The sequence below is a fragment of the Cellulomonas pakistanensis genome, assembly GCF_016862755.1.
GTDB classification, from domain to species: domain Bacteria; phylum Actinomycetota; class Actinomycetes; order Actinomycetales; family Cellulomonadaceae; genus Cellulomonas; species Cellulomonas pakistanensis.
Window position 1 is genome coordinate 19,646 of the sequence record NZ_BONO01000008.1, and the last position, 22,753, is coordinate 42,398.

General features: G+C 77.5%; 19 protein-coding genes and 1 pseudogene. 16 read left to right on the plus strand and 4 right to left on the minus strand.

The window, feature by feature from the left end:
• Positions 1–150 precede the first annotated feature (150 nt).
• The 7 genes and pseudogenes from Cpa01nite_RS06810 to Cpa01nite_RS18845 form a co-directional block, all read left to right on the plus strand.
• Complete coding sequence (locus Cpa01nite_RS06810) at positions 151–924, plus strand: CpaE-like family protein (RefSeq protein ID WP_203667999.1); 774 nt, start codon at positions 151–153, stop codon at positions 922–924.
• On the plus strand, positions 921–2,168 hold the full coding sequence (locus tag Cpa01nite_RS06815) for a TadA family conjugal transfer-associated ATPase (protein WP_239068594.1): 1,248 nt from the start codon (positions 921–923) through the stop codon (positions 2,166–2,168). The genes Cpa01nite_RS06810 and Cpa01nite_RS06815 overlap by 4 nt, the downstream gene beginning before the upstream one ends.
• A 121-nt stretch (positions 2,169–2,289) precedes the next feature.
• Positions 2,290–3,270, plus strand: coding sequence for a type II secretion system F family protein (locus Cpa01nite_RS06820; protein WP_203668000.1), 981 nt, complete (start codon positions 2,290–2,292; stop codon positions 3,268–3,270).
• Positions 3,263–3,799 (plus strand): type II secretion system F family protein, encoded by a 537-nt coding sequence (locus Cpa01nite_RS06825; RefSeq protein WP_203668001.1) that lies wholly within the window; start codon positions 3,263–3,265, stop codon positions 3,797–3,799. Before Cpa01nite_RS06820 ends, Cpa01nite_RS06825 begins: the two co-directional genes overlap by 8 nt.
• A gap of 244 nt (positions 3,800–4,043) precedes the next feature.
• Complete coding sequence (locus Cpa01nite_RS06830; protein ID WP_203668002.1) at positions 4,044–4,310, plus strand: DUF4244 domain-containing protein; 267 nt, start codon at positions 4,044–4,046, stop codon at positions 4,308–4,310.
• 11 nt (positions 4,311–4,321) lie between these two features.
• A complete protein-coding gene (locus tag Cpa01nite_RS06835; RefSeq protein ID WP_239068595.1) occupies positions 4,322–4,774 on the plus strand; it encodes a TadE family type IV pilus minor pilin in 453 nt (150 codons plus the stop codon).
• A gap of 164 nt (positions 4,775–4,938) precedes the next feature.
• Positions 4,939–5,322, plus strand: a pseudogene (locus Cpa01nite_RS18845) (Rv3654c family TadE-like protein); the annotation flags it as partial.
• Positions 5,323–5,562: 240 nt separating this feature from the next.
• Here the strand turns inward: Cpa01nite_RS18845 and Cpa01nite_RS06845 are convergent.
• Positions 5,563–8,226: a DEAD/DEAH box helicase gene (locus Cpa01nite_RS06845; RefSeq protein WP_239068596.1), complete on the minus strand. Its 2,664-nt coding sequence runs from the start codon at positions 8,224–8,226 to the stop codon at positions 5,563–5,565.
• Positions 8,227–8,290: 64 nt separating this feature from the next.
• Between Cpa01nite_RS06845 and Cpa01nite_RS06850 the strand changes: the two genes are divergently transcribed.
• From Cpa01nite_RS06850 to Cpa01nite_RS06870, 5 genes are all read left to right on the plus strand, one after another.
• Complete coding sequence (locus tag Cpa01nite_RS06850) at positions 8,291–9,064, plus strand: LamB/YcsF family protein (RefSeq protein WP_239068597.1); 774 nt, start codon at positions 8,291–8,293, stop codon at positions 9,062–9,064.
• A gap of 13 nt (positions 9,065–9,077) precedes the next feature.
• A complete protein-coding gene (locus Cpa01nite_RS06855; protein WP_203668004.1) occupies positions 9,078–10,826 on the plus strand; it encodes a 5-oxoprolinase subunit B/C family protein in 1,749 nt (582 codons plus the stop codon).
• Between the two features lie 279 nt (positions 10,827–11,105).
• A complete protein-coding gene (locus tag Cpa01nite_RS06860; RefSeq protein WP_203668005.1) occupies positions 11,106–12,926 on the plus strand; it encodes a ribonucleoside triphosphate reductase in 1,821 nt (606 codons plus the stop codon).
• Positions 12,926–13,669, plus strand: a complete 744-nt coding sequence (locus tag Cpa01nite_RS06865) for an anaerobic ribonucleoside-triphosphate reductase activating protein (RefSeq protein ID WP_203668006.1) — start codon at positions 12,926–12,928, stop codon at positions 13,667–13,669. The genes Cpa01nite_RS06860 and Cpa01nite_RS06865 overlap by 1 nt, the downstream gene beginning before the upstream one ends.
• Before the next feature lie 79 nt (positions 13,670–13,748).
• Positions 13,749–14,084 (plus strand): STAS domain-containing protein, encoded by a 336-nt coding sequence (locus Cpa01nite_RS06870; protein ID WP_444542262.1) that lies wholly within the window; start codon positions 13,749–13,751, stop codon positions 14,082–14,084.
• 301 nt (positions 14,085–14,385) lie between these two features.
• On the opposite strand, the gene Cpa01nite_RS06875 is transcribed toward Cpa01nite_RS06870, so the two are convergent.
• The 3 genes from Cpa01nite_RS06875 to Cpa01nite_RS06885 all read right to left on the minus strand — a co-directional run bounded on the left by Cpa01nite_RS06875 (position 14,386) and on the right by Cpa01nite_RS06885 (position 17,286).
• Positions 14,386–14,622 carry a hypothetical protein gene (locus tag Cpa01nite_RS06875; protein ID WP_203668007.1) on the minus strand — a complete coding sequence of 79 codons (237 nt, stop codon included), beginning with the start codon at positions 14,620–14,622 and terminating at the stop codon, positions 14,386–14,388.
• A gap of 745 nt (positions 14,623–15,367) precedes the next feature.
• On the minus strand, positions 15,368–16,756 hold the full coding sequence (locus tag Cpa01nite_RS06880; protein WP_203668008.1) for a hypothetical protein: 1,389 nt from the start codon (positions 16,754–16,756) through the stop codon (positions 15,368–15,370).
• On the minus strand, positions 16,753–17,286 hold the full coding sequence (locus tag Cpa01nite_RS06885) for a SigE family RNA polymerase sigma factor (RefSeq protein WP_203668009.1): 534 nt from the start codon (positions 17,284–17,286) through the stop codon (positions 16,753–16,755). Before Cpa01nite_RS06885 ends, Cpa01nite_RS06880 begins: the two co-directional genes overlap by 4 nt.
• A gap of 262 nt (positions 17,287–17,548) precedes the next feature.
• Between Cpa01nite_RS06885 and Cpa01nite_RS06890 the strand changes: the two genes are divergently transcribed.
• The 4 genes from Cpa01nite_RS06890 to Cpa01nite_RS06905 all read left to right on the plus strand — a co-directional run bounded on the left by Cpa01nite_RS06890 (position 17,549) and on the right by Cpa01nite_RS06905 (position 22,691).
• The gene (locus Cpa01nite_RS06890) at positions 17,549–19,843 is read left to right on the plus strand and encodes a sodium-translocating pyrophosphatase (RefSeq protein ID WP_203668010.1); all 2,295 of its coding nucleotides are present in this window, start codon (positions 17,549–17,551) and stop codon (positions 19,841–19,843) included.
• 67 nt (positions 19,844–19,910) lie between these two features.
• Positions 19,911–20,366 carry a hypothetical protein gene (locus tag Cpa01nite_RS06895; protein WP_203668011.1) on the plus strand — a complete coding sequence of 152 codons (456 nt, stop codon included), beginning with the start codon at positions 19,911–19,913 and terminating at the stop codon, positions 20,364–20,366.
• Positions 20,363–21,034, plus strand: a complete 672-nt coding sequence (locus Cpa01nite_RS06900; RefSeq protein WP_203668012.1) for a histidine phosphatase family protein — start codon at positions 20,363–20,365, stop codon at positions 21,032–21,034. The genes Cpa01nite_RS06895 and Cpa01nite_RS06900 overlap by 4 nt, the downstream gene beginning before the upstream one ends.
• A 94-nt stretch (positions 21,035–21,128) precedes the next feature.
• Entirely contained in the window at positions 21,129–22,691 is a 1,563-nt protein-coding gene (locus tag Cpa01nite_RS06905) for a DUF7059 domain-containing protein (RefSeq protein ID WP_203668013.1), read from the plus strand.
• Positions 22,692–22,753: the final 62 nt, after the last annotated feature.

The following is a 22,753-nucleotide window of genomic DNA, read 5'->3' on the forward strand; positions in this document are numbered from 1 at the left end:
ACGGGTTCCTCCTGGATCGAGGGTATCGAGCCGCACCGGGACGACCACAGGGCCGGCGAGCGTGCGTGGTCCACAGGAGCGGGGCCGCGGGCCGAGCGGCGCGCAGTGCGGGGCGGCAGCCTCGGGCTGGTGACGACGGAGGGACGAACGGTGGCGAGGACGGAGCGATCAGCCGGCGGCGCGGGCGTGGTGGGCGTCGTCGGCGCGCGCGGCGGGGCAGGGGCCACCGTCACCGGTGCCGCGCTGGCCGCCGAGCTCGCCCGCCGCGGGACGGCCGTCCTCGTCGACACCGGGGTGGGGCCGTCGCTGGACACCGTGCTGGGCCTCGAGGGCCACCCGGGGCTGCGCTGGCCCGACCTGACGGGCGCGCGCGGGTCGGTCGACCCGGTGCTGCTCGCCGGCAACCTCATGCGCTGGGGGCGGTGCGCCGTCCTGCCGACGGACGACCAGCGGCCGGGGCCGCCGCCGACGGAGGTGCTGCCGGACGTGCTGCGGGCGCTGGCCTCCGCGTACGGGTCGGTCGTGCTGGATCTCGACCGGGCCGCGCTGCTGGCGGCCGCGGCGGGCGACGGCGGGCCGCGGGGCGACGGCGGGGACGCGGGCGCGGGTGCGGTCGGCTCGGTGCTGCTCGCCGCCTGCCGGACCGTGCTCGTCGTGGTCCCGCGCGACGTGCCCTCGGTCGCGGGCGCCCGGCTGCTGCGGGACGGGCTGGTGGGCGACGGGCGCCGCGTCGGCCTGGTCGCTCGCGGACCCGCTCCCGGCGGCCTCGGCGCGGACGAGGTCGCCGCCGCTGTAGGGCTGCCGGTGGTCGCGTCCCTGCCGTGGGCGCGGGGGCTCGGGGCCGCGGTCGACCGGGGCGTCGGCCCGGCCCTCCCGACCGCGGCCGCCCGGGCGGTGGCGCGGCTCGCCCGGAGGCTGACGTGACGTCGGGCCCGGGCGCGGTCCCGGGCGCGGGGCCGGCGGGGGCGAGGGACGCGGGCGTCGACGGGCTGGTGGCGACGGTCCGGCGCCGGCTCGCCGAGGAGGGCGGGCCGGTCACCGGCGCGCGCGTGTCCGCCGCGCTCCGGGACACCGGGCGGGTGCTCGGCAGCGACGCCCTGGCCGAGCTCGACGGGGTGGTCCGGGCGGAGCTCGTCGGGGCCGGGCCGCTCCAGCCGCTGCTCGACGACCCGGCGGTGACGGACGTCCTGGTGAACGGGCCGCGCGACGTCTGGGTCGAGCGTTCCGGCCGGCTCGCCCGCGCGCCGGTCGACCTGGGCGACCCGGCGCGCGTCCGCGATCTCGCGGTCCGGCTCGCCGCGGCCGCCGGGCAGCGGCTCGACGACGCCCGGCCGGCGGCCGACGCCCGGCTGCCCGACGGGACCCGGCTGCACGCGGTGCTGCCGCCGGTGGCCGACGGCTGCACGCTGCTGTCCCTGCGCGTGGTGCGGCACCAGCCGTTCGACCTCGACGACCTGGTGCGGAGCGGCACGGTCCCCGCGGGCGTCGACGCCGTGCTGCGCGGGCTCGTGCGGGCGCGGGCGAACCTGCTCGTGTCGGGGGCCACCGGCACCGGCAAGACGACCCTGCTCTCGACCCTGCTGTCCCTCGCGGACCCCGGCGAGCGGATCGTCTGCGTCGAGGAGGCCGGCGAGCTGGCCCCGCGGCACCCCCACGTCGTCCGCCTGCTCGCCCGCCGCCCGAACGTCGAGGGCGCCGGCGGCGTCGACCTGGCCGACCTCGTGCGGGAGTCGCTGCGGATGCGGCCCGACCGGGTCGTCCTCGGCGAGTGCCGGGGCGCGGAGGTGCGCGAGGTGCTGGGCGCCCTCAACACCGGGCACGACGGCGGCTGCACGACGGTGCACGCGAACGCCGCCGCGGACGTGCCCGCCCGGCTCGAGGCGCTCGGCGCGCTCGCCGGGCTGTCGCGCGAGGCGCTCGCGGCGCAGGCGGCCAGCGCGATCCACGCCGTCGTGCACCTGCGGCGCGACGCGGGCCGGCGCCGGGTCGCCGAGCTCGCCACCGCGGGGCGCGACCCGGCCGGGGGCAGGCTGGTCGTGCGAACCGCGCTCGCGGTCGCGTCCGACGGCACGGTCACGGCCGGGCCGGGGTGGGCGGACCTCGCCGCGCGGGCGGGGCTGGCGCCGGGCGGGGCCGGGTCCGGCCCGGCGGGGCAGGACGGGCCGTGAGCGGCGGGACGGGGCCGGGCCGCGCCTCGGTATCGGGGCGTGCGCTGTGCGGCGCTGCCGGGTGCGGCGTCGGGGTGCCCGGCACCGCGGAACTCGGCGGCACGCGCGCGGACCCGCGGGAGTGAGCGGCCCGGCCGCGCTCGTGGGGCTGCTCGTCGCGGTCGCCGTGCTGCTGGCGGCGCCGGCGGACGGGTCCGCAGGTCGACGGCTCCGCCGCGCCGACGCCAGGCCCGGTCCGTCGGATGGCGGACCAGTGGCTCCCGGGGTGGTGGCGGGGCAGCGGTCCCGGACCTGGCGGCGCGACCGGGTCGACCTGGACGCGGCACTCGGGGCGGCGGTGACCGCCGTCGCCGCCGAGGTGCGGGCGGGGCGCGCGCCGCCCGAGGCCTGGCGGGTCGTCCTGGGCGTGCCGACCGGCGCGGACGGGGTGCCGGGGGCGCAGGACGTGCTCGCGGCGCTCGGCGCGGCGCCCGCTCGGACCCGGGGCGCGTCCCCGCGCGCCGGGGCCGCTCGGCCGGCGGACCCCACGGGGGAGCGGATCCGGCGGCGGGTCGCAGGGGTGCTCGCCGCGAGCCGGCTGGCGGCGGAGCTCGGTGCGCCGGTCGCGGGCGTCCTCGACGAGTGCGCCCGGTCGCTCGCCGCCGACGCGGAGGCGGAGACCGCGGTCCGGAGCGCCCTTGCCGGCCCCCGGCAGACGACGACGCTGCTCACCTGGCTGCCGGTGCTCGGGGTCGTCCTCGGCGCGCTGCTGGGCGCCGACCTGCTGGGCATGCTGCTCGACGGCGGCGCGGGCACGGTGTGCGGGCTCGGCGGGGTCGCGCTGACCGCGCTGGGGCGCCGGTGGGTCGCGCGGATGGTCGCGGACGCGCGGGCGGCGGGCGCGGGCGGCGCCGGGCCGGCCAGTGGCGGCGCGAGGCCGCAGACGAGCGGCCCGAGGCCTCGGGGAGGCGGCGCGGGGGTGCGGGAAGGTGGCGCGGGGGTGCGGGGAGGTGGCGCGGGGGTGCGGGGAGGTGGCGCGGGGGTGCGGGGAGGTGGCGCGGGAGGGCGGGGAGGTGGCGCGGGGGTGCCGGGCGGCGCGGGCGCGGGGGACGGCGATGGCTGAGGCCGTGCTTGCGCTGCTCGTCGCCGCGGCCGTGCACCTGCTCCGCCCGAGCGCCCGCCACCTCGTCCCCCGTCCGCGGCTGCGGCCCGCCGCGGTGGTCGACGGCGAGGCGGTGGACGTGGTCGTCGTGGTCGACCTGCTGGCGGTGGCGGTCGCGGCCGGGGCGAGCGTGCCCGGAGCCCTTGCGGCGGTGGGCGCGGCGCTCGGCGGACCGACCGGCGCCGACCTGTCGCGGGCGGGCGCCGCGCTCCTGCTCGGCGACCCGTGGGCGGGCGCGTGGGCGCACGCCCCGACGCTCGGCTCGGTCCTCGACGGCCTCGCCGCCGCGTGGGACACCGGCGCCGCCGCGGGCCCCGCGCTGCAGGCGACGGCCGCCACGCTGCGGCGCGAGCGGGACCGGGCAGCCCGCGAGGCCTCGGGCCGGCTCGGCGTCCGGCTCGTCGTGCCGCTGGGCGTCTGTTTCCTCCCGGCGTTCGTGCTCGTGGGTCTCGTGCCCGTCCTGGTGTCGCTCGGGCGCGGGTTGCTGTGACGACCAGCCGGGCGCCGGGCGCCGCGCGTGACGGTCGCGGTTCGTCGGGTCGGACGCGGGCACGACGGCCGCCGACCAGCCGCTGCCGGCCGTGCTCGGCGGGCGGGCGCCGAGTCCTCCACAGCGCGGGCCGGGCGCTCCGTCCCCAGCGCGCGGGCACCGGGCCGGCGGCGACCCCGGCGCGGTCGGCAGGGTCGAGACGTCGGCCGACGGGCGGCCGACGCACCGAGACGGGAGGCAGCACATGAAGCAGCTGAACAGCGCCGGGAGGGCCCGGGCACGGCGGGCGGGCGTCCGAGCGGCGCGGGCGGTGCGGGGCGTGGGCGCGCTCGTCCGGCGGGCGCACGGGCGGTTCGCCGGCGTGATCCGCGACGCCGGCCTCGCGACCGCGGAGTACGCCGTGGTCATGATCGCCGCGGTGGGGTTCGCGGGGCTCCTGGTGGTGATCCTCCGCAGCTCGGAGATCCGGGAGACCCTGACCAACCTCGTCCGCGACGCGCTGTCGGTGTGAGCGGTGGCGCGATGCGGCGTGCGCGGCGCGGGGCCGCGGCGGGACGCCGGACCGTCCGCGGCCGGTCCGGCGTCGGGCCGGCAGACGTCGGGCCGGTCGACGCCGGCACGGTCCGCGCGGCGGTCCGGTGGCGGGACCGCGGGTCGGTGACGGCGGAGCTCGCCGTGCTGCTGCCGGTCGTCGCGCTCCTGCTCGGCGTCGTCGCCGCGCTCGCGGCCTGCGCTGCGACCCAGCTCCGGTGCGCCGACGCCGCGCGCGCCGGGGCACGGGTCGCCGCGATCGGCGAGGACGACGCGGTGGTGGCGGCGGTGGCCCGGCGGGTCGCGGGGCACGGCGCGCGCGCAGCGGTCGGCCGGGACGACCCGTGGGTCGTCGTGGCGGTCGAGGCGACCGTCGGGCCGGCGCTGCCGCTGGTGGGCGGGTTGACCGTCCGCGGGTCGGCGACGGCGCGGGTGGAGCCGTGACGTCGGGTCGGTCGGGTGGCGACAGCCGGGGTCGAGCGGTGACGTCGGGTCGCTCGGGTGGCGACAGCCGGGGTCGAGCCGTGACGTCGGGTCGGTCGGGTGGCGACGGCGCGGGTCGAGCCGTGACGTCGGGTCGGTCGGGTGGTGACGGCCGCGGTCGAGCCGTGACCACGGGTCGACCGGGTGGCGACGTCGCGGCGGGGGCTCGCCGGCCGCCCGCCCGACGGGAGCGACGCCCTGCGCCCGGTGACCGCGGGTCCTCCACGGTGCTGGTGCTCGCCCTCGCGGCGGCGGTTGTGCTGCTCGCGGGCGCCCTCGGGATGCTCGCGGTGGCGCAGACGGCCCGGGGTCGGGCCCAGGCGGCGGCCGACCTCGGCGCGCTCGCGGCAGGCGAGCGCCTCGTGCGCGGCCACGGCGACGCCTGCGCCGTCGCCCAGCAGGTCGTGGAGCGGAACGGCGCGACGCTCGCGGCGTGCGAGGTGCTCGGGCCTGTGACGGTGCGGGTCCGCGCCGCGGCGCCCACACCCGTCGGCGACGCGTCCGCCGAGGCGCGCGCCGGGCTGCGCGGGTCGGCCTCGGCCGGGCGGGACCTGGGCCGACGCACGCCGGGCCGACGCCCTACGGAACGACGCGGATCCGGCCGGCGCGCACCCGACGGACCGGACCGGTGCCCGCCGGGCCGACGCGCTCGGGATCTGCGCGCGCCCGACGGGCCGGGTCGCGGACGAGGCGGTCCGGGCCGGCCCTGGTCAGCCCGGCCCGGCCGAGACAGTCCGGGCCGGCCCCGGTCAGCCCGGCGCGTGCGCGAGGACCTCGTCGAGCAGCCGCACCGCGGCCGCCTTCTCCAGCGGGTTGTTGCCGTTCCCGCACTTGGGGGACTGCACGCAGGCGGGGCACCCGGAGCGGCACGGGCAGGTGGCGATCGCCTCCCGGGTGGCGCGCAGCCAGGTCGCCCCGAGCGCGTACCCGCGCTCGGCGAACCCGGCGCCGCCGGGGTAGGCGTCGTGCACGAACACGGTTGCCTGCTCGGTGTCGGCGTGCAGCGCGGTCGAGACGCCGCCCAGATCCCAGCGGTCGCAGGTCGCCAGCAGGGGCAGGAGCCCGATCGACGCGTGCTCCGCGGCGTGCAGGGCGCCGGGCGCGGTCTCGACGGTGATCCCGGCGCGCTCCAGCACCTCCACCGGCGCCGTCCACCAGACCGCGGTCGTCGGGAGCGTGCGCGCGGGCAGGTCGAGCAGGTCGGAGCCGAGCACCTCCATGTCGGGGATGCGCTTGCGCTGGTAGGACAGCACCTGCGTCGTGACGTCGACCGCGCCGAAGCCCCAGGTGATCGGCCCCCACCGGCGCTCGGCGGTGGTCGCCCGGATCTCCGTCGACGTGACCCAGCGGGCCCACGTGCCGTAGTCGACGTCCCGGCGGTCGACGAGCGCGACGCCGTCCTCCAGGCTGAGGTCGTCGACGACGTAGGTCGCGCCCTGGTGCACGTAGACGGCGCCGGCGTGCACGGTGGAGTCCGCGGCGGCGGAGTCGACGGTGCCCAGCAGGCGACCGGTGGTGGACTCGACGACCCGGACCGGGTCGCCGCCCGTCCCTCGGAGGTCGGTGAGCCGGGCCGCCTGCTCGGCGTGCGTCCAGTACCACCCGGACGGGCGGCGGCGCAGCGCCCCGCGGGCGACCAGGACGTCGAGCAGCTCGCGGGTGCCCGGACCGAACAGGTCGAGCTCCTCGGCGCGGATCGGCGTCTCCGCGGCGGCCGCGCACAGGTGCGGCGCGAGCACGTACGGGTTGCCGGGGTCGAAGACGGTCGCCTCGACGGGCGCGTCCAGCGCCGCCTCGGGGTGGTGGACGAGGAACGTGTCGAGCGGGTCCTCCCGCGCGACCAGGACCACGAGCCCGTCGGCGCCCGCCCGGCCAGCGCGGCCCGCCTGCTGCCACAGCGACACCCGGGTGCCCGGCCACCCGGCGATCACCACCGCGTCCAACCCGGAGATGTCGACGCCGAGCTCGAGGGCGTTGGTCGTCGCGAGCGCGCGCAGCCGCCCCGTCCGGATCGCCTGCTCGAGCGCGCGGCGCTCCTCGGGCAGGTAGCCGCCCCGGTACGCCGCCACCGCCGCCGCCAGCTCGGGGTCGACGTCGCGCAGGTGCTCGCGGGTCACGGTCGCGACCGACTCGGCGGCTCGCCGGGACCGGGTGAACGCGAGCGTCCGCGCCCCCGCCGCGGTGAGGTCGGCGAGCAGGTCGGCGACCTCGGCCGTCGCCGAGCGACGGGGCCGGTCCGGGTCGTCCGCCACCAGGTCCTCCCCGGTGCCGAGGGGTCCGGAGCCCTCCCGCGTCGGGCCCACCGACCCGGCGTCGGGGCCGGGTGCCGGGGCGGCCGTGCGCGCGGCGGGGTCGTCGGCCGGCGTGCCCGCGTCCGTCCCGCCCGCGGCGCGCGCGTCCGTCCCGTCCACGGCGCCGGTACCGGGCCCGCCCGGGGTGCGACCCTCCGCGCGCGCGGCGGTCGGCCCGGCCCGGTCCACGTCGACGGGCGGCTCGTCCAGCGGCAGCGCCCAGGGGTCGTCCTCGGGCAGCAGCCCGCTCCACGGCCCCTCGGCGGGCGCCACCTCGGGCGGCTGCCACAGGGCCACGGTCTTCCGGCCCGCGGGCGAGGCGTCGTCCGCGACGGACACGACCTCCTCCGGGGCGACGCCGATCAGCCGGGCGGCGCTCACCGCGGGCTCCGCGGTGGTCGCGGACGCGAGCAGGAACACGGGGTCGGCGCCGTACGTGCCCGCGACCCGGCGGAGCCGGCGCAGCACCGCGGCCACGTGCGCGCCGAACACGCCGCGGAACGCGTGGCACTCGTCCAGCACGACGTACCGCAGGGAGCCGAGCAGCCGCGCCCACCGGCGGTGCTGCGGCAGCAGGGCGAAGTGCAGGAAGTCCGGGTTGGTCAGCACGACGTCGGCGTACTCCTGCACCCAGCGCCGCTCCTCCTGCGCGGTGTCGCCGTCGCAGGTGGACACCCGCACGTCCCGCAGCCGCGCCGCCGTGAGCACCCGGTCGAGCGCGTGCCGCTGGTCCGCCGCCAGCGCCTTGGTCGGGCACAGGTAGAGGACGGATCCGCGCCGGGTCACCGTCTCGATGCGGCCCGGGTCGAGCGTCCGCGCGGCGGCCTGCGCCCGCACCGCGGTCAGCGAGGGCAGCCAGAACGCGAGCGACTTGCCGGAGCCCGTCGAGGTCGACAGCACGGTGTGCCGGCCGGACCACGCCGCGTCGGCGGCCTGCGCCTGGTGCCGCCACGGCCGCTCGACGCCCAGGGCCCGGTAGCCCGCGACGAGGTCGGGGTCCGCCCACGCGGGCCAGTCGACGGGCGACCCCGGGCGAGCCGGCAGGTGCCGCACGTGCGTCAGCCGGTCGGCGCGGCGGCCCGCGGCGAGCAGCACGTCGAGCAGCTCACCGGTTCCGACCACGGCACCATCCTCACCCCTGCCGGGCCGTGCGTCGTACCGGCCGGGTGCGCGGCAGGATGGGCACGTGGCGACGCACATCGACCTGAACTGCGACCTCGGCGAGGGCTACGGCCCGTGGACCCTCGGGGAGCCCGGGACGGACGAGGCGCTGCTCACCGTCGTCACGAGCGCGAACGTCGCCTGCGGCTTCCACGCCGGCGACCCGTCGATCATGGCCGCCCGCTGCGCGACCGCCCTCGCGCGCGGCGTCGCCGTCGGCGCCCACGTGTCCTACCGGGACCTCGTCGGCTTCGGCCGCCGGCGGCTCGACGTCCCGCCGGGGGAGCTCGCGGCGGAGGTGGCGTACCAGGTGGGCGCGCTGCAGGCTGTCGCGCGCACCGTCGGCGCCCGGGTCGGCTACGTGAAGCCGCACGGCGCGCTCTACAACCGGGTCGTCCACGACGAGGAGCAGGCCGCTGCCGTCGTCGCGGGCGTCGTCGGCGTCGACCCGTCGCTCACCGTCGTCGGGCTGCCCGGGTCGGCGGTGCTCCGGCACGCGCGCGAGGCGGGGCTGCCGACCGTCACCGAGGCCTTCGTGGACCGCGGCTACCTGGCGGACGGCACGCTCGTGCCGCGCGGCCGGGCCGGTGCGCTCGTCACCGACCCGGCCGAGGCCGCGGAGCGGGCGGTGCGGCTGGCGACCGACGGGGTGGTCGTGGCGGTCGACGGCACGCTCGTCCCCGTCGAGGCGGCGTCGCTGTGCGTGCACTCCGACACCCCGGGTGCCGTGCCGGTGGCCCGCGCGGTCCGGGCGGCGCTGGAGGGCGCGGGGGTCGAGCTGCGTCCCGCGGCCCGGTGACGAGGCGCGGACGGTGACCGAGCAGGACGGCGGGGCGAGCCGCGCGCCGGGCGGGCCGGGTGGCGCGAGCGCGCCGGGCCCGCCAGGTGCGAGCGACGCGAGCCCGGACGCCCGTGTCCGGCCCTACGGCGACGACGCCCTGCTCGTCGACCTGCCGGGCCTCGAGGCGGTCCGCGCCCTCGACGCCGCGCTGCGGGACCGGCCCGTCCCCGGAGCGGTGGACGTCGTGCCCGCCGCCCGCACCCTGCTCGTCCGGTTCGGCTCGCCGACGGCTGCCCGGGACGCGGCCGAGGCCCTGGCGGAGCGGGCCCGCGCCGCCGTCGCCGCGGCACCGACCGTGGACGCGACCGGTCCGTCGGCCCCGGGGTCGACCGTCGTCCTGCCCGTCCGCTACGACGGCGCGGACCTCGCCGAGGTCGCCCGGGTCACCGGTCTGCCCGAGGGGGAGGTCGTCCGCCGGCACGCCGCCGCGACGTACACGGTGGCGTTCGGCGGGTTCATGCCCGGCTTCGCCTACCTGTCGGGGCTGGACCCGGCGCTGCACGTGCCGCGGCGGCGGTCGCCGCGCGAGCGGGTCCCCGCGGGCGCCGTGGCGGTCGCGGGCGAGTTCGCCGCCGTCTACCCGGCGGCCACGCCCGGAGGCTGGATGCTGCTGGGCACCTGCGACGTGCCGCTGTTCGACGTCGACCGCGACCCGCCCGCGCTGCTGCGGCCCGGCACGCGCGTGCGGTTCGTGCCCGTCGACGACCCCGGCGCGGGCGCGGCGACGGCCGCCGCCCTGTCCACCCCAGCCGCCGCTCGGCTCAGCCCTCCCGCCCCGCCCGCGACGGGTCCGCACGCCCCGGTGCCGACCGCGCTCGACTCTCGCCCGTCGCGCGTCCCGGCCGCACCCCGCCCCGAGATCGAGGTCCTCGCCCCCGGACCGTCGACCCTGGTGCAGGACCGCGGCCGCCCCGGGCTCGCGTCGGTCGGCGTCGGCCGCTCCGGCGCCGCCGACGCGGGCGCCCTGCGCCTGGCGAACCGCCTCGTCGGCAACGCCCCCGACGCGGCGGGCCTGGAGGTGCTGCTCGGGGGCCTCGTCGTGGCGTTCCCGGCGGGCGGCGTCGTCGCCCTGGCCGGCGCGGAGGTCCCGGCCGACGTGGACGGCGTGCCGGTGGCCCCGCACGCCGCCACCCGCGTCCCGCCCGGCGGGGTGCTGCGCACCGGTACCGCCTCCCGCGGGGTGCGGCTGTACGTCGCGGTCCGCGGCGGGCTCGCGGTGCCGCCGGTGCTCGGCTCGCGCGCGGCGGACCGGCTCGCCGGGATCGGCCCGGCACCGCTGCGGGCGGGCGACGTCCTGCCCGTGGGCACCGACGTCCTCGACGCGGCGCAGCCGTGGGCGGACCCGTCGCGGTCCTGGCCCGAGCCCGTGGTGCTGCGCGTGAGCCCCGGCCCGCGGGCCGACTGGTGCGCGCCGGGCGCGCTCGACCGCCTCGTCGCCGCCCGGTACGTCGTCAGCCCCGCGAGCGACCGGGTCGCGCTGCGCCTCGACGGGCCGCCGGTCGAGCGGCTCGACCGCGGTGAGCTGCCCTCGGAGCCGCTGGTGCCCGGGGCGGTCCAGGTGCCGCCGGACGGCCGGCCCGTCGTGTTCGGCGCCGACCACCCGGTGACCGGCGGCTACCCGGTGCTCGCGGTCGTCGAGCCCCGGTCGCGCGACCTCGCGGCGCAGCTCCGCCCGGGCGACGCGGTGACGTTCTCCCTCCTGGACGCGCCCCCGCGCTGAACCCCGCGAGCCGGCGGGGCTGCGAGCGGCGCTCACCCGGTCCGACCCCGCCCGGCCGGTCGAGCGGCGACACGCCGGGCGAGCGGGGGAGTTGCGCCCCACGTCCGCGCCGGTGTCGCCCGGCCCACTCCGGACCGCCGGGACCAACGTCCCCGCTCGCGGCGCCTGCCGCGCATAGAACTGTCACATCTTGTTGCCGCGCGGCGGACCGACCACCACATCTTGTGCCGGAGCGCCGGGGCGGGCGGCGACACCGCACACCCACCGAAAGGCACGTCCATGGAGAACTCGCCCGTCGTCGAGGTCGGCTCGTCCATCAACGAGTACCTCGAGCGCAGCGACTGGCGCGTGAACGCCAACGCCAACCAGGGCTACTCGCTCGGTGGCCTGATCCTCAACACGGCCGGCAAGGTCGTCGCCAACTACTGGCTGAGCCACGTGTACCCGGAGGCCGTCGGCGCGGCGCACCGGGACGGGGACCTGCACATCCACGACCTCGACATGCTGAGCGGCTACTGCGCCGGCTGGTCCCTGCGGACGCTGCTGCAGGAGGGCCTCAACGGGGTGCCCGGCAAGGTCGAGGCGACCGCCCCGAAGCACTTCTCGTCCGCGATCGGCCAGATCGTCAACTTCCTCGGCACCATGCAGAACGAGTGGGCGGGCGCGCAGGCGTTCAGCTCGTTCGACACGTACATGGCGCCGTTCGTCCGGCTCGACGCCCTGACCTACGAGCAGGTGCGCCAGGGCATCCAGGAGCTCGTCTACAACCTGAACGTGCCGTCGCGGTGGGGCACGCAGACGCCGTTCACCAACCTCACGTTCGACTGGACCTGCCCGGCGGACCTGCGCGACGACGTGCCGTTCGTGGCGGGCGAGCCGGTGGGCTTCACCTACGGCGACCTCCAGGCCGAGATGGACATGATCAACCGCGCCTACATGGAGGTGATGACCGAGGGCGACGCCTCCGGGCGGGTGTTCACCTTCCCGATCCCGACGTACAACATCACCGAGGACTTCCCGTGGGAGTCGGAGAACGCCGAGCGGCTGTTCGCGATGACCGCGAAGTACGGGCTGCCGTACTTCCAGAACTTCATCAACTCCGACATGAACCCCGGCGACGTCCGGTCGATGTGCTGCCGCCTCCAGCTCGATCTGCGCGAGCTGCTCAAGCGCGGCAACGGCCTGTTCGGGTCGGCGGAGCAGACCGGCTCGCTCGGCGTCGTCACGATCAACTGCGCCCGCCTGGGTCACCTGTACGCGGGCGACGAGGCGATCCTGCTGCGGCAGCTCGACCACCTGGTCGACCTCGCGGTGACGTCGCTCGAGCTCAAGCGCGAGGTCATCCAGCGGTACATCGACGAGGGCCTGTTCCCGTACACCAGGCGCTACCTCGGCACGCTCGACAACCACTTCTCGACGATCGGCGTGAACGGGATCAACGAGATGATCCGGAACTTCACCGGCGACGCGCACGACATCACGACCGACGAGGGCCACGCGATGGCGGTGCGGCTGCTGGACCACGTGCGGGCCCGGATGGTCGAGGTCCAGGAGTCGACCGGCCACCTGTACAACCTGGAGGCGACCCCCGCGGAGGGCACGACCTACCGGTTCGCCAAGGAGGACCGGAAGCGCTGGCCGGAGATCCTGCAGGCCGGGACCGACGCCAACCCGTACTACACCAACTCGTCCCAGCTGCCGGTCGGCTTCACCGACGACCCGTTCGAGGCGCTCGAGCGCCAGGACGAGCTGCAGCGCAAGTACACGGGCGGCACCGTGCTGCACCTGTACATGTCCGAGCGGATCAGCAGCGCCGACGCCTGCCGGGAGCTGGTGAGGCGGTCGCTCAGCCGGTTCTCGCTGCCGTACCTGACGATCACCCCGACGTTCTCGATCTGCCCGGTGCACGGCTACCTGGCCGGCGAGCACCCGACCTGCACCCGGTGCGCGGAGGAGCGCGGGGCCGGCGCCGAGCCGGTCGAGTGCGAGGTGTGGACCCGGGTCATGGGCTACTTCCGGCCGGTGAGCTCGTTCAACATCGGCAAGCGGGGCGAGCACGCGGAGCGCACGCCGTTCCTCGAGCCCGTCGCCGCCGTCTGATGGCCACCGAGGCGGGCGGGACGGGGGCGACCCCGCCCCGCCGCGCCCCGGCGCGCGAGCCGCGTCCGGCCGCGGGGCGCCGCGCCGACGACCTCGCGATCGCCGGCCTCGTCCCCACGTCGACCGTCGACTGGCCCGGCCGGATCGTTGCCACCGCGTTCCTGCAGGGCTGCCCGTGGCGGTGCACCTACTGCCACAACTCCGCGATCCTCGACCCCCGGACGCCGGGCGTCGTCCCGTGGGCGCGGGTGCGGGCGCTGCTGGGGCGTCGGGAGGGTTTGCTCGACGGCGTCGTGTTCTCGGGCGGCGAGCCCACACGGCAGGCGGCGCTGCTCGACGCGGTGCGCGAGGTGCGCGCGGCCGGCTTCGCCGTCGGCCTGCACACCGGCGGGGCATACCCGAGGCGGCTCGCCGCCCTGCTGCCGCACCTGGACTGGGTCGGGCTGGACGTGAAGGCCCCGGCGCACCTGTACCGCGCGATCACGCGGACCGGGGGCCCCACGACGTCGACCGAGCAGGCGTTCGCGTCGCTGCGCCTCGTGCTGGAGTCGGGGGTACCCGTGCAGGTGCGGACGACGGTCGACCCGACCGTGCTGACGGCCGACGACGTGGTGGCGCTGACCGCCACGCTCGCCGGCCTCGGCGTCCGCGACCACGTGCTGCAGAAGGTCCGCCCGGACGGCACGACCGACGAGTACCGCGCGGCGCTGGCCGCCGCCGGAGGAGGGAAGGGACACGCGTGAGCACGCAACACGCCGACACTGAGCGTGCTGTCTGTTTGAATGCTCCCGGAGGCAGAGGGGAGCACACGTGGACGTGAGCGTGGCGAGCAGGACCGTCGAGGGCAGGACCGTCGTCGACGTGACCGGCGAGATCGACGTGTACACCGCGCCCGCGCTGCGCGAGAAGCTGACGGCCCTGGTGGACGCCGGGCACGTCGACCTGGTCGTGAACCTCACCGAGGTGCGGTTCATGGACTCGACCGGCCTCGGGCTGCTCGTCGGCGTGCTCAAGCGCGTCCGCGGGCTCGACGGGCGCCTGCAGCTCGTCATCGACTCCGAGCGGCTGCTGAAGGTCTTCCGGATCACGGCGCTGACCCAGGTGTTCACCATCCGGGAGACCGTGGACGAGGCGCTGGCCGCCGACCGCGAGGGCTGAGCGGAACACCACCCGGACGGACGTGCCCCGATGCGGTACGGCCCGGCGGTGGGCCGCGCGAGAAGGGCTCGCCCACCGCCGGTCGACCTCAACTAGCGGGGCCGTCCAGGTCTCGCTTGCCCGGGGGCAGCGGTGCGCCGGACCGTTCGTGCAGCTCTCCCGAGGTCGTGCGGTCGTCGGTCCTCGGCGGTCGGTACGTCTGTCTGGTCAGGCGGGCGTCACCAGCCGCAGCGAGGCCTCCGGCGCGCCGGCGGAGCCAGGCAAGAGTCCCGCCCCGGGATCGGAACAAGCTGCCCACGGTTCAGATCCACCATCCCACCGAGTTGCTCGCGCCCGAGGTCGCCATGGCCCGGATCGAAGGGTTGCTCAGGACGTTGCCCCATGTCACCGACGTTCCGGCGTTGCTCTTGCCGCACCCGATCGAGTACCAGGTCCGGGTGCCGGAGACGGTGAAGCCGCGGCCCTGGACGCACACGCTCTTGGAGGCGTCCTGCACCCCCCAGGCGTAGCCCTGCTTGTACCCGGGGCTGCCCCACACGGTGCAGTCCTCCTGCTCTCCGGACCCCAGACGACGGCGGTAGCCGTCGCGGTTCCCCCGCACCGAGCGCGCGCCTCGCGGGTCGTCGCCGCGTCCTGGCCCTCGACCGGAGTCCCGTCGGGATACACGATCGGGCCGAGGACGAGTTCGGGATCGATGATCACGTCGGGGTCCTGCTGGATCACGTGAGGCAAGGCGTCGATCAGCTCCCGAGGCACGTCCGGGTTGTTGACAGCGGCTGGGGGACGGAAGTCGCGCTCGAGATCAATCGCGACGAACGGACCCGTCGTGAGAGCGGCAAGGGGCAGTACCGCGATGGTCGCGGCCCAGGTCTTGACCATGGCGATGCACCTCCGGAGGAGAGAACGGGGCCTCGTCGCCCCGTCCTGCCGTTCTAGCGGGACATCGGGGCCACCTAGTCGAGGTCGGTACGCAATGAGTGGCCCCCTCCCCGGTGTGATGTGGACGGGGCGTACTGCGTCCCCGCGGTCGGCGCTCGACCGCGGGAGGAGGTCGCGCGGGTGGGGCCTGTCGACCTGGTCCCCCGATCGGCCCCGTCCGCACCCGTCCGAGGTGAACGCGGCGCGAACACTGCACGTCCGAGGCGGTGAGGACGCGGCGACGGGTCGCGCCGGGCGGCACCATGCGGTCGTGCCGAACGACGTCGACCTCCTGGTCCGGACCGCCCGCGTCGTCGGGGGCGTGCACCGCTCCGTCGGTGAGATCGCCGTCCCGGTCGCGGTGGTCACTCGACGACGAACGGGAACGCCTCCCCGGTGACGAAGCCCGAGGGGAGCTCGCGAACACCCTCGGCGGTGCGGACCTCTCCACCGGAGACGAGCAGCGAGGGGACGAGGGTGTACTGCCCCGGGGGCAGCGGCTCCTCTCCCGGCCCGCCGCCCTGGCACGTCCTGACGTCCAGCGTGCCGCGAAGATGGAGCGGGCTCGACCGGTCCAGGTCGACGACCGCGTGGTAGGCGTCGGTGGGCGCGGGGGAGGCGCCGACCACGACACCGTCCTGCACCGCCCAGAACGAGGGGACGGTCTGCACGGCGAGGCGCAGACGCCCCGGACCGAGGTAGGCGAGCGAGCCGCTGGTGTCCCGGGTCGAGCCCTCGGCGACCACGTGCGGCGCGAGCACCGACCACTCCAGCAACCGGGCGGCGGTGGACGTCACGACCGCCGACCCGCAGGACGGCTCGGGGACGATCACGCCGTCGTCGCGGGTCCGGGCCGGCGGGAGCGCGCCGGGCTCCCCCTCGACGACCACGACGTCGAGCGGCTCGCCGACCGTGCGGCGCCAGTCGTCGGCGTGGCGGGCCGCGACCGACTCGGCACCGTCGACCGCGAGCTCGTCCGCCACCGCGGCGTCGTCGCCGAGCGGGAGCACGCGAGCCGTCGGGACCACCGTGTAGTCCCCGGCTGGGAGGGGGTTCCCGTCCGAGCACGACACCAGAGGCAGCCACCCCTGGTACGCCGGGGAGTTCGCGCTCGCGCGGATGTCGTAGGACTCGAGGCCGGCAGGGACGTCGCCGTACAGGTCGCCCGACCCGACCACGACGCCGTCCCGGACGACGAGGAGCTCGGGCCCGGCGGCCGACCAGATGCCGAAGCCGACGCCGACCGGCGACCAGTCGTCCGGCAGCACCACGTCGACCCGGGTGCTGACGAGCAGGCCGCCGCCGACGGCTGCCTCCGGGCTCGCGAGAGTCGTCGCGATGGTCCAGCGGTCGTCCAGGGGGACGTCGCCCGCCGCGTCGACCAGCGCGCCGCACGCGCCGAACGGCAGCGCGGCGTCGCCCGTGGGCAGGACGACGGCGGGCGCCGTCGCCGACGGGCTCGGCGTGGTCGTCGGCGTCGGGGTCGGAGACGGCGCCGTCGACTCGGTCGGCGGGGCCGCGGGGGCCGGCTCGGGACGCTCCCAGGCCGCGACGGCCGCGCCGCCGGCGGCGACGCCGAGCACGGCGCACGCGGTCACGGCGGACACCAGCGCGGTGTGCCGGACCCGTCCTCGGCGGGCGCGAGCGGTCATCGCGTCGACGGGCAGACCACCGCCGGCGCGCGTGCGGGCGTCCTGCTCGGTGGCGACGCCCTGCACGAGGTCGTCGAGCGCGCGGCGCAGCTGGTCACTCATCGCCGGCCTCCGTTCGTGGTCGAGAGGTCCTCGGTGTCGAGGTCGTCGGCGACGCCGAGCAGGCGGCTCAGGCGGCGCGCGGCGTCGGACAGGTAGCGCTTGACGGCGCCCTCGGAGAGGTCGAGCCGCTGGGCGATCTCGGGGACCGTGAGGTCGTCGTAGTGGCGGAGCACCGTGCAGGCCCGCTCGCGGGGGGACAGCCGCTCGAGGGCGTCGGCGACCTGGGCGCGGTCGACGGTGGCCCGCTCCGGCGACGGCGTGGCGGCGTCGTCCACCAGGAGGTGGGCGTGGTCCCGCCACGCCCGCTCCCTGCGGCACCGGTCGACCCAGCCGTTGAGGACGGCGCGGCGCACGTAGGCCTCGAGCCAGGTGATGTCGGCACCGGAGCGTCGCCGGGACCAGGCGCGGACGATCGCGTCCTGCACGAGGTCCTCGGCCGTGGCGGTGTCGCCGGTGAGCAGGCGCGCGTAGCCGACGAGCGCGGGTCCGCGCTCGCGGGCGAACGCCGCCAGGTCGTGCTGCCAGGTCACCGAGGTCCTCCGCCGTCGCCGTCCGGGGTGCGTCGCCGTCCCCCGGGGTGAGTGTCGTGTGGTGGACGTGGCAGCAGGCCCGACCGTTGGGGGTCCCCGCCCGCGTCACCCGTTCGGCCCAGCACCCGCCGTCGCCGCGGCGGCGCCACCCCCTTCCCAACCGGACATATCTGGCTACAGTGGCGTCCTCTCGCGCGGCAACGGAGCGGCGCGTACCGGGGGCGGCTCGGGCAGGGCCGTGCCCCGCGTCCGAGGAGGATGCATGGTCGAGCTCGGGTCCGGAAGCCTCGTGGTGGTCGCCGTCATCGCCGCCGTCGCCGTCGCGGCCCTGGTCGTGGCGGTGGTCCTCCGCCGCCAGGTCCTCGCCGCGGACGAGGGGTCGGCGTCGATGCGGGCGATCGCCGGCGCCGTGCAGGAGGGCGCGGCGGCGTACCTGTCCCGGCAGCTCCGCACGCTGGTGCTGTTCGCGGTCGTGGTGTTCGCGCTGCTGTTCCTGCTGCCCGGCGACGCCGGGGTGAAGATCGGCCGCTCCGTGTTCTTCCTTGTGGGCGCGGGGTTCTCGGCGTCGATCGGGTACCTCGGCATGTGGCTGGCGACGCGGGCGAACGTGCGGGTCGCGGCGGCGGCGTCGCTGCCCGGCGGGCGGGCCGAGGGCGCCCGGATCGCGCTGCGCACCGGCGGCGTCGTCGGGATGTCGGTCGTCGGGCTGGGGCTGCTCGGCGCGGCGGTCGTCGTGCTGCTGTACCGGGGCGAGGCGCCCGCGGTGCTCGAGGGCTTCGGCTTCGGGGCGGCGCTGCTGGCGATGTTCATGCGGGTCGGCGGCGGCATCTTCACGAAGGCGGCCGACGTCGGCGCGGACCTGGTCGGCAAGGTCGAGCAGCACATCCCCGAGGACGACCCGCGCAACGCCGCGACGATCGCGGACAACGTGGGCGACAACGTCGGTGACTGCGCGGGCATGGCCGCCGACCTGTTCGAGTCGTACGCGGTGACCCTGGTGGCGGCGCTGATCCTCGGGCGGGCGGCGTTCGGCGAGGAGGGCCTCGTGTTCCCGCTGGTCGTGACCGCGATCGGCGCGCTGGTGGCGGCCCTCGGCGTCGTCGTGACGCGGGTGCGCGGGGACGAGAGCGGGCTGACGGCGATCAACCGGGGGTTCGCCGTGGCGGCGGTGGCCGGGGCGGCGCTCGCGGCGGTCGCGGCGTTCGCGTACCTGCCGTCGTCGTTCGCGGAGCTCGCGGGCACGGCCGGGCTCGGCGACCACCCGGGCGACCCGCGCGTGGTCGCGGCGGCCGCGGTGGCGATCGGCGTCGTGCTCGCCGGCGTCATCCTCTGGCTCACCGGCTACTTCACCGGCACGACCTCCAAGCCGACGATCCACGTGGCGCGCACCTCGCAGACGGGCGCGGCCACGGTGGTGCTGTCCGGCATCGGCGTGGGCCTCGAGTCGGCGGTGTACACCGCGGGCACCATCGCGGCGGCGATCTGCGGCGTGTTCCTGCTCGCGGGCGGGTCGATCCCGCTGTCGCTGTTCCTGGTGGCGCTCGCCGGCTGCGGCCTGCTGACCACGGTCGGCGTCATCGTCGCCATGGACACGTTCGGCCCGGTGAGCGACAACGCCCAGGGCATCGCGGAGATGTCCGGCGACGTCACCGAGGAGGGCGCCCAGATCCTCACCGACCTCGACGCCGTCGGGAACACGACGAAGGCCGTCACCAAGGGCATCGCGATCGCCACGGCGGTGCTCGCGGCGACGGCGCTGTTCGGGTCGTACGCCGACGCCGTGGCGGGGGCGCTCGCGGACCTCCGGCTGACCGAGGTGCCGGGCGACATCGTGCTGGCGATGACGGACTACCAGGTGATCAGCCCGGTCACGCTGGTCGGGCTCATCCTCGGCGGCGCGACCGTGTTCCTGTTCTCCGGCCTGGCGATCGACGCGGTGACGCGGGCGGCCGGCGCGATCGTGTTCGAGGTGCGCCGGCAGTTCCGCGAGCACCCCGGGATCATGACCGGGGCCGAGCGGCCCGAGTACGGCAAGGTCGTCGACATCTGCACCCGGGACTCGCTGCGCGAGCTGGCGACGCCGGGGCTGCTCGCCGCGTCGGCGCCGGTGGCCGTCGGGTTCGGGCTCGGCATCGGGCCGCTCGCCGGGTTCCTGGCCGGGGCGATCGGCGCGGGCGTGCTCATGGCCGTGTTCCTGGCGAACTCCGGCGGCGCCTGGGACAACGCCAAGAAGCTGGTCGAGGACGGCCGCTACGGGGGCAAGGGCTCCGCGGCGCACGACGCCGTGGTCATCGGCGACACCGTCGGCGACCCGTTCAAGGACACCGCGGGCCCGGCGATCAACCCGCTGATCAAGGTGATGAACCTGGTCGCCCTGCTGATCGCGCCCGCGGTGGTGACCGTGAGCATCGGCGACGGGGCGAACCACGTGCTCCGGCTGTCGATCGCGATCGCCGCGGCCCTGATCGCACTGACCGCCGTGGTGCTGTCCCGGCTGCGGGCGGCGCGGGTGGACGAGGAGGCCCGGCTGGAGCGCGAGGTGCCGCTGAGCGCGTGAGCGCGCGAGGCCCCGTCCCGCGCCCGCCCGCCTCGACGCCCGGCGGGCCGTCCGGCAAGGTGGACGCATGACCTCGCCGCGCCGCGCCGCCGCCCTCCGCCCGTCCCGCCGAGCCGCCCGCCGCGCCGTCGCGGGCGCCGCCCTCCTGGGCCTCGCCCTGCCGCTCGCCGCCTGCTCCGGGGACGCGGAGCGCGTCCAGGCGTTCTGCGACGCGGGGGAGGACGCGATGACGGAGATCACCGCCGCCGGCTCGCTCAGCGACGACCCGCAGGCGTTCGCCGACGCCATCTCCGAGGCCCGCGACCAGTTCGACGAGGTCGAGGCGCCGGACGAGATCGCCGACGCGTGGGGCGTGTTCACCTCGACGTTCGCCGACCTCGACGACTCGCTGGAGGGCATCGACCCGGCCGACCAGGAGGCGTTCACCGCGGCGCTGCAGGAGTTCGCCGAGTCGGCCGACTCCGAGGACCTCGCCACGGCGAGCGACGACCTGAGCGCGTTCACGACCGAGAACTGCGAGTGAGCGTGCGGCTGCACCTCGTCCGGCACGGCCAGACGCCGTCCAACCTGGTCCACGCGCTCGACACGGCGGCGCCCGGCGCGCCGCTGACGCCCGAGGGCGAGCGCCAGGCGCGGGCGGTGGGCGAGGTGCTCGCCGCGGAGCCGCTCGACGCCGTGTACGCGTCGACGCTGACGCGGGCGCGGTCGACCGCGGCGGAGGTGGCCCAGCCGCACGGGCTCGACGTGCAGGTCCGTGAGGGTCTGCGCGAGGTGCTGGCCGGCGACCTGGAGATGCGCACCGACGACGAGTCGGTGCACCGCTACCTCTCGACGATGGTGGCGTGGGCGTCGGGCGACCTGGACGCCGAGATGCCCGGCGGCGAGTCGGGGCGGGCGACGCTCGACCGGTTCGAGGCCGTCGTCGCCGAGATCCTCGACTCCGGAGCGCGCACCGTCGCGGTGGTGAGCCACGGCGCGATGATCCGCCTGTGGGCCCTGACCCGGGCGGCGAACCTCGACCCGGCGACGGCGGGCCGCTGGCCGCTCGACAACACCGGCGTCGTGACGCTGGAGACCGACGGGACCGCGGGCTGGTCCGCGACCCGGTGGCAGGACCAGGTCGTGCCGCACGCCGAGCCGGTCGCGCCCGCCGAGGGCGACGGGCCGGGCGGGGAGCCGCTGCCGGTCTGAGGCCGGGCGGGCGGCGCCCGGGAGCGCGGCGGCCGCGCCCCGGCCGCACCCCTGCCGCGCGCCCCGGCCGCGCCGCGTCGGGGAGGATGGCCGGGTGGACGCCGCACCGACCGAGCCCCTGACCGCCGATCCCGCCCTCGTCGACGCCCTGCGCGCCGACCTGTCGGCGGCCGGGTTCACCGTCCCGGGCGTGGAGGACCTGCTCGGCCCGGTGGCGGCCGCCGCGCTGCACCGCGAGGAGCCGGTCCCCGCGCTGCTCGCGACCCGGGGCGAGGACCCGCGGGCGGCGCTGGTCCGGACGTTCGTGCTGGGCGTCCCGGTGCCCGCCGGCGACCTGGCGCGGGCCCTGCCGACGCTCGGCGTCGCGGGGGCGGAGCGGCTGGGGCTGGTCGCGGCGGCCGGCGCGGGCGGCGAGGACGACGTGCGGGCCCGGGTCGACCTGCGGCCGTACGAGGCGGAGGACGCGGCCGGCCCGGTCGACTGGTGGGTGGCGTCCGACCTCGGCGAGCTCGCGACCGGCGGGGCGCTGCGGACCGACCACGTGCTCGGCGTCGGCGGGGCGTCCACGACGCTCGCCCAGGTGACGGTCCGCGAGCCCAGCGGCCGGACGCTCGACCTCGGGACGGGCTGCGGCATCCAGGCGCTGCACGCCGCCCGGCACAGCGAGGTCGTCGTCGGCACGGACATCTCGGCGCGGGCGCTCGGGTTCGCCCGGTTCAACGCGGTGCTGGCGGGGATCGCCCCGAGGACGCTCGACCTGCGGCTCGGGTCGATGCTCGAGCCGGTCGCGGGGGAGGCGTTCGACCTGGTGGTGAGCAACCCGCCGTTCGTCATCACCCCGCGCGCCGCCGCGGACGTGCCGACCTACGAGTACCGGGACGGCGGCCGCACGGGCGACGCGATCGTGTCGGACCTCGTCACGTCGGTCGGGTCCGTGCTGGCCCCCGGCGGCGTGGCCCAGCTGCTCGGCAACTGGGAGGTGCGGCGCGGGGAGTCCTGGGACGAGCGGGTCGGCGCCTGGCTGGACGCGTCCGGGCTGGACGGCTGGGTCGTGCAGCGCGAGCTGCAGGACCCGGCCCAGTACGCCGAGACGTGGATCCGCGACGGCGGCACGACGCCCGACCGCGACCCGGCGGCGTGGCGGGCCCGGTACGCCGCCTGGCTCGCGGACTTCGCGTCCCGGGACGTCGAGGGGATCGGGTTCGGCATCGTCGTGCTGCGCCGGCCGGCCGACGACGTGGCCGGCGGGCCGCGGCTCCGGCGGCTCGAGGAGGTCACCGGCACCGTGCGGCAGCCGCTCGGGCCCGCGATCGGCGCCTCGCTCGCCGCGCACGACTGGCTGCGCCGGCGGGACGACGCGGCGCTCGCGGCCGAGCGGCTGGTCGTCCCCGGCGACGTCACCGAGGAGCGCTACCTCCGCCCCGGCGACGTCGACCCGCAGATCGTGCTGCTGCGGCAGGGCGGCGGGTTCGGGCGGACGGTGCAGGCGGGGACGGCGCTCGCGGGGCTGGTCGGCGCCTGCGACGGCGAGCTGACGGTCGGGCAGATCGTCGGCGCGCTGGGAGCGCTGCTCGGCGTCGACGCGGCCGCGGTGGCCGCGGACGTGCTGCCCGAGATCCGCGGCCTGGTCCAGGACGGGCTGCTGCTCCCGGCCTGACCCCGGGGCACACGCCGCCAATCCCGCGACCTCGCGCACAGGTCCGGCACAGGGCGGTGCTA

Excerpts from the sequence above, each read along its gene's own strand:
- Cpa01nite_RS06890 (WP_203668010.1), top strand. The coding sequence starts at position 17,549 with ATGGTCGAGCTCGGGTCCGGAAGCCTCGTGGTGGTCGCCGTCATCGCC.
- Cpa01nite_RS06865 (WP_203668006.1), top strand. The coding sequence starts at position 12,926 with ATGGCCACCGAGGCGGGCGGGACGGGGGCGACCCCGCCCCGCCGCGCC.
- Cpa01nite_RS06860 (WP_203668005.1), top strand. The coding sequence starts at position 11,106 with ATGGAGAACTCGCCCGTCGTCGAGGTCGGCTCGTCCATCAACGAGTAC.
- Cpa01nite_RS06825 (WP_203668001.1), top strand. The coding sequence starts at position 3,263 with ATGGCTGAGGCCGTGCTTGCGCTGCTCGTCGCCGCGGCCGTGCACCTG.
- Cpa01nite_RS06830 (WP_203668002.1), top strand. The coding sequence starts at position 4,044 with ATGAAGCAGCTGAACAGCGCCGGGAGGGCCCGGGCACGGCGGGCGGGC.
- Cpa01nite_RS06835 (WP_239068595.1), top strand. The coding sequence starts at position 4,322 with ATGCGGCGTGCGCGGCGCGGGGCCGCGGCGGGACGCCGGACCGTCCGC.
- Cpa01nite_RS06895 (WP_203668011.1), top strand. The coding sequence starts at position 19,911 with ATGACCTCGCCGCGCCGCGCCGCCGCCCTCCGCCCGTCCCGCCGAGCC.
- Cpa01nite_RS06880 (WP_203668008.1), bottom strand. The coding sequence starts at position 16,756 with ATGAGTGACCAGCTGCGCCGCGCGCTCGACGACCTCGTGCAGGGCGTC.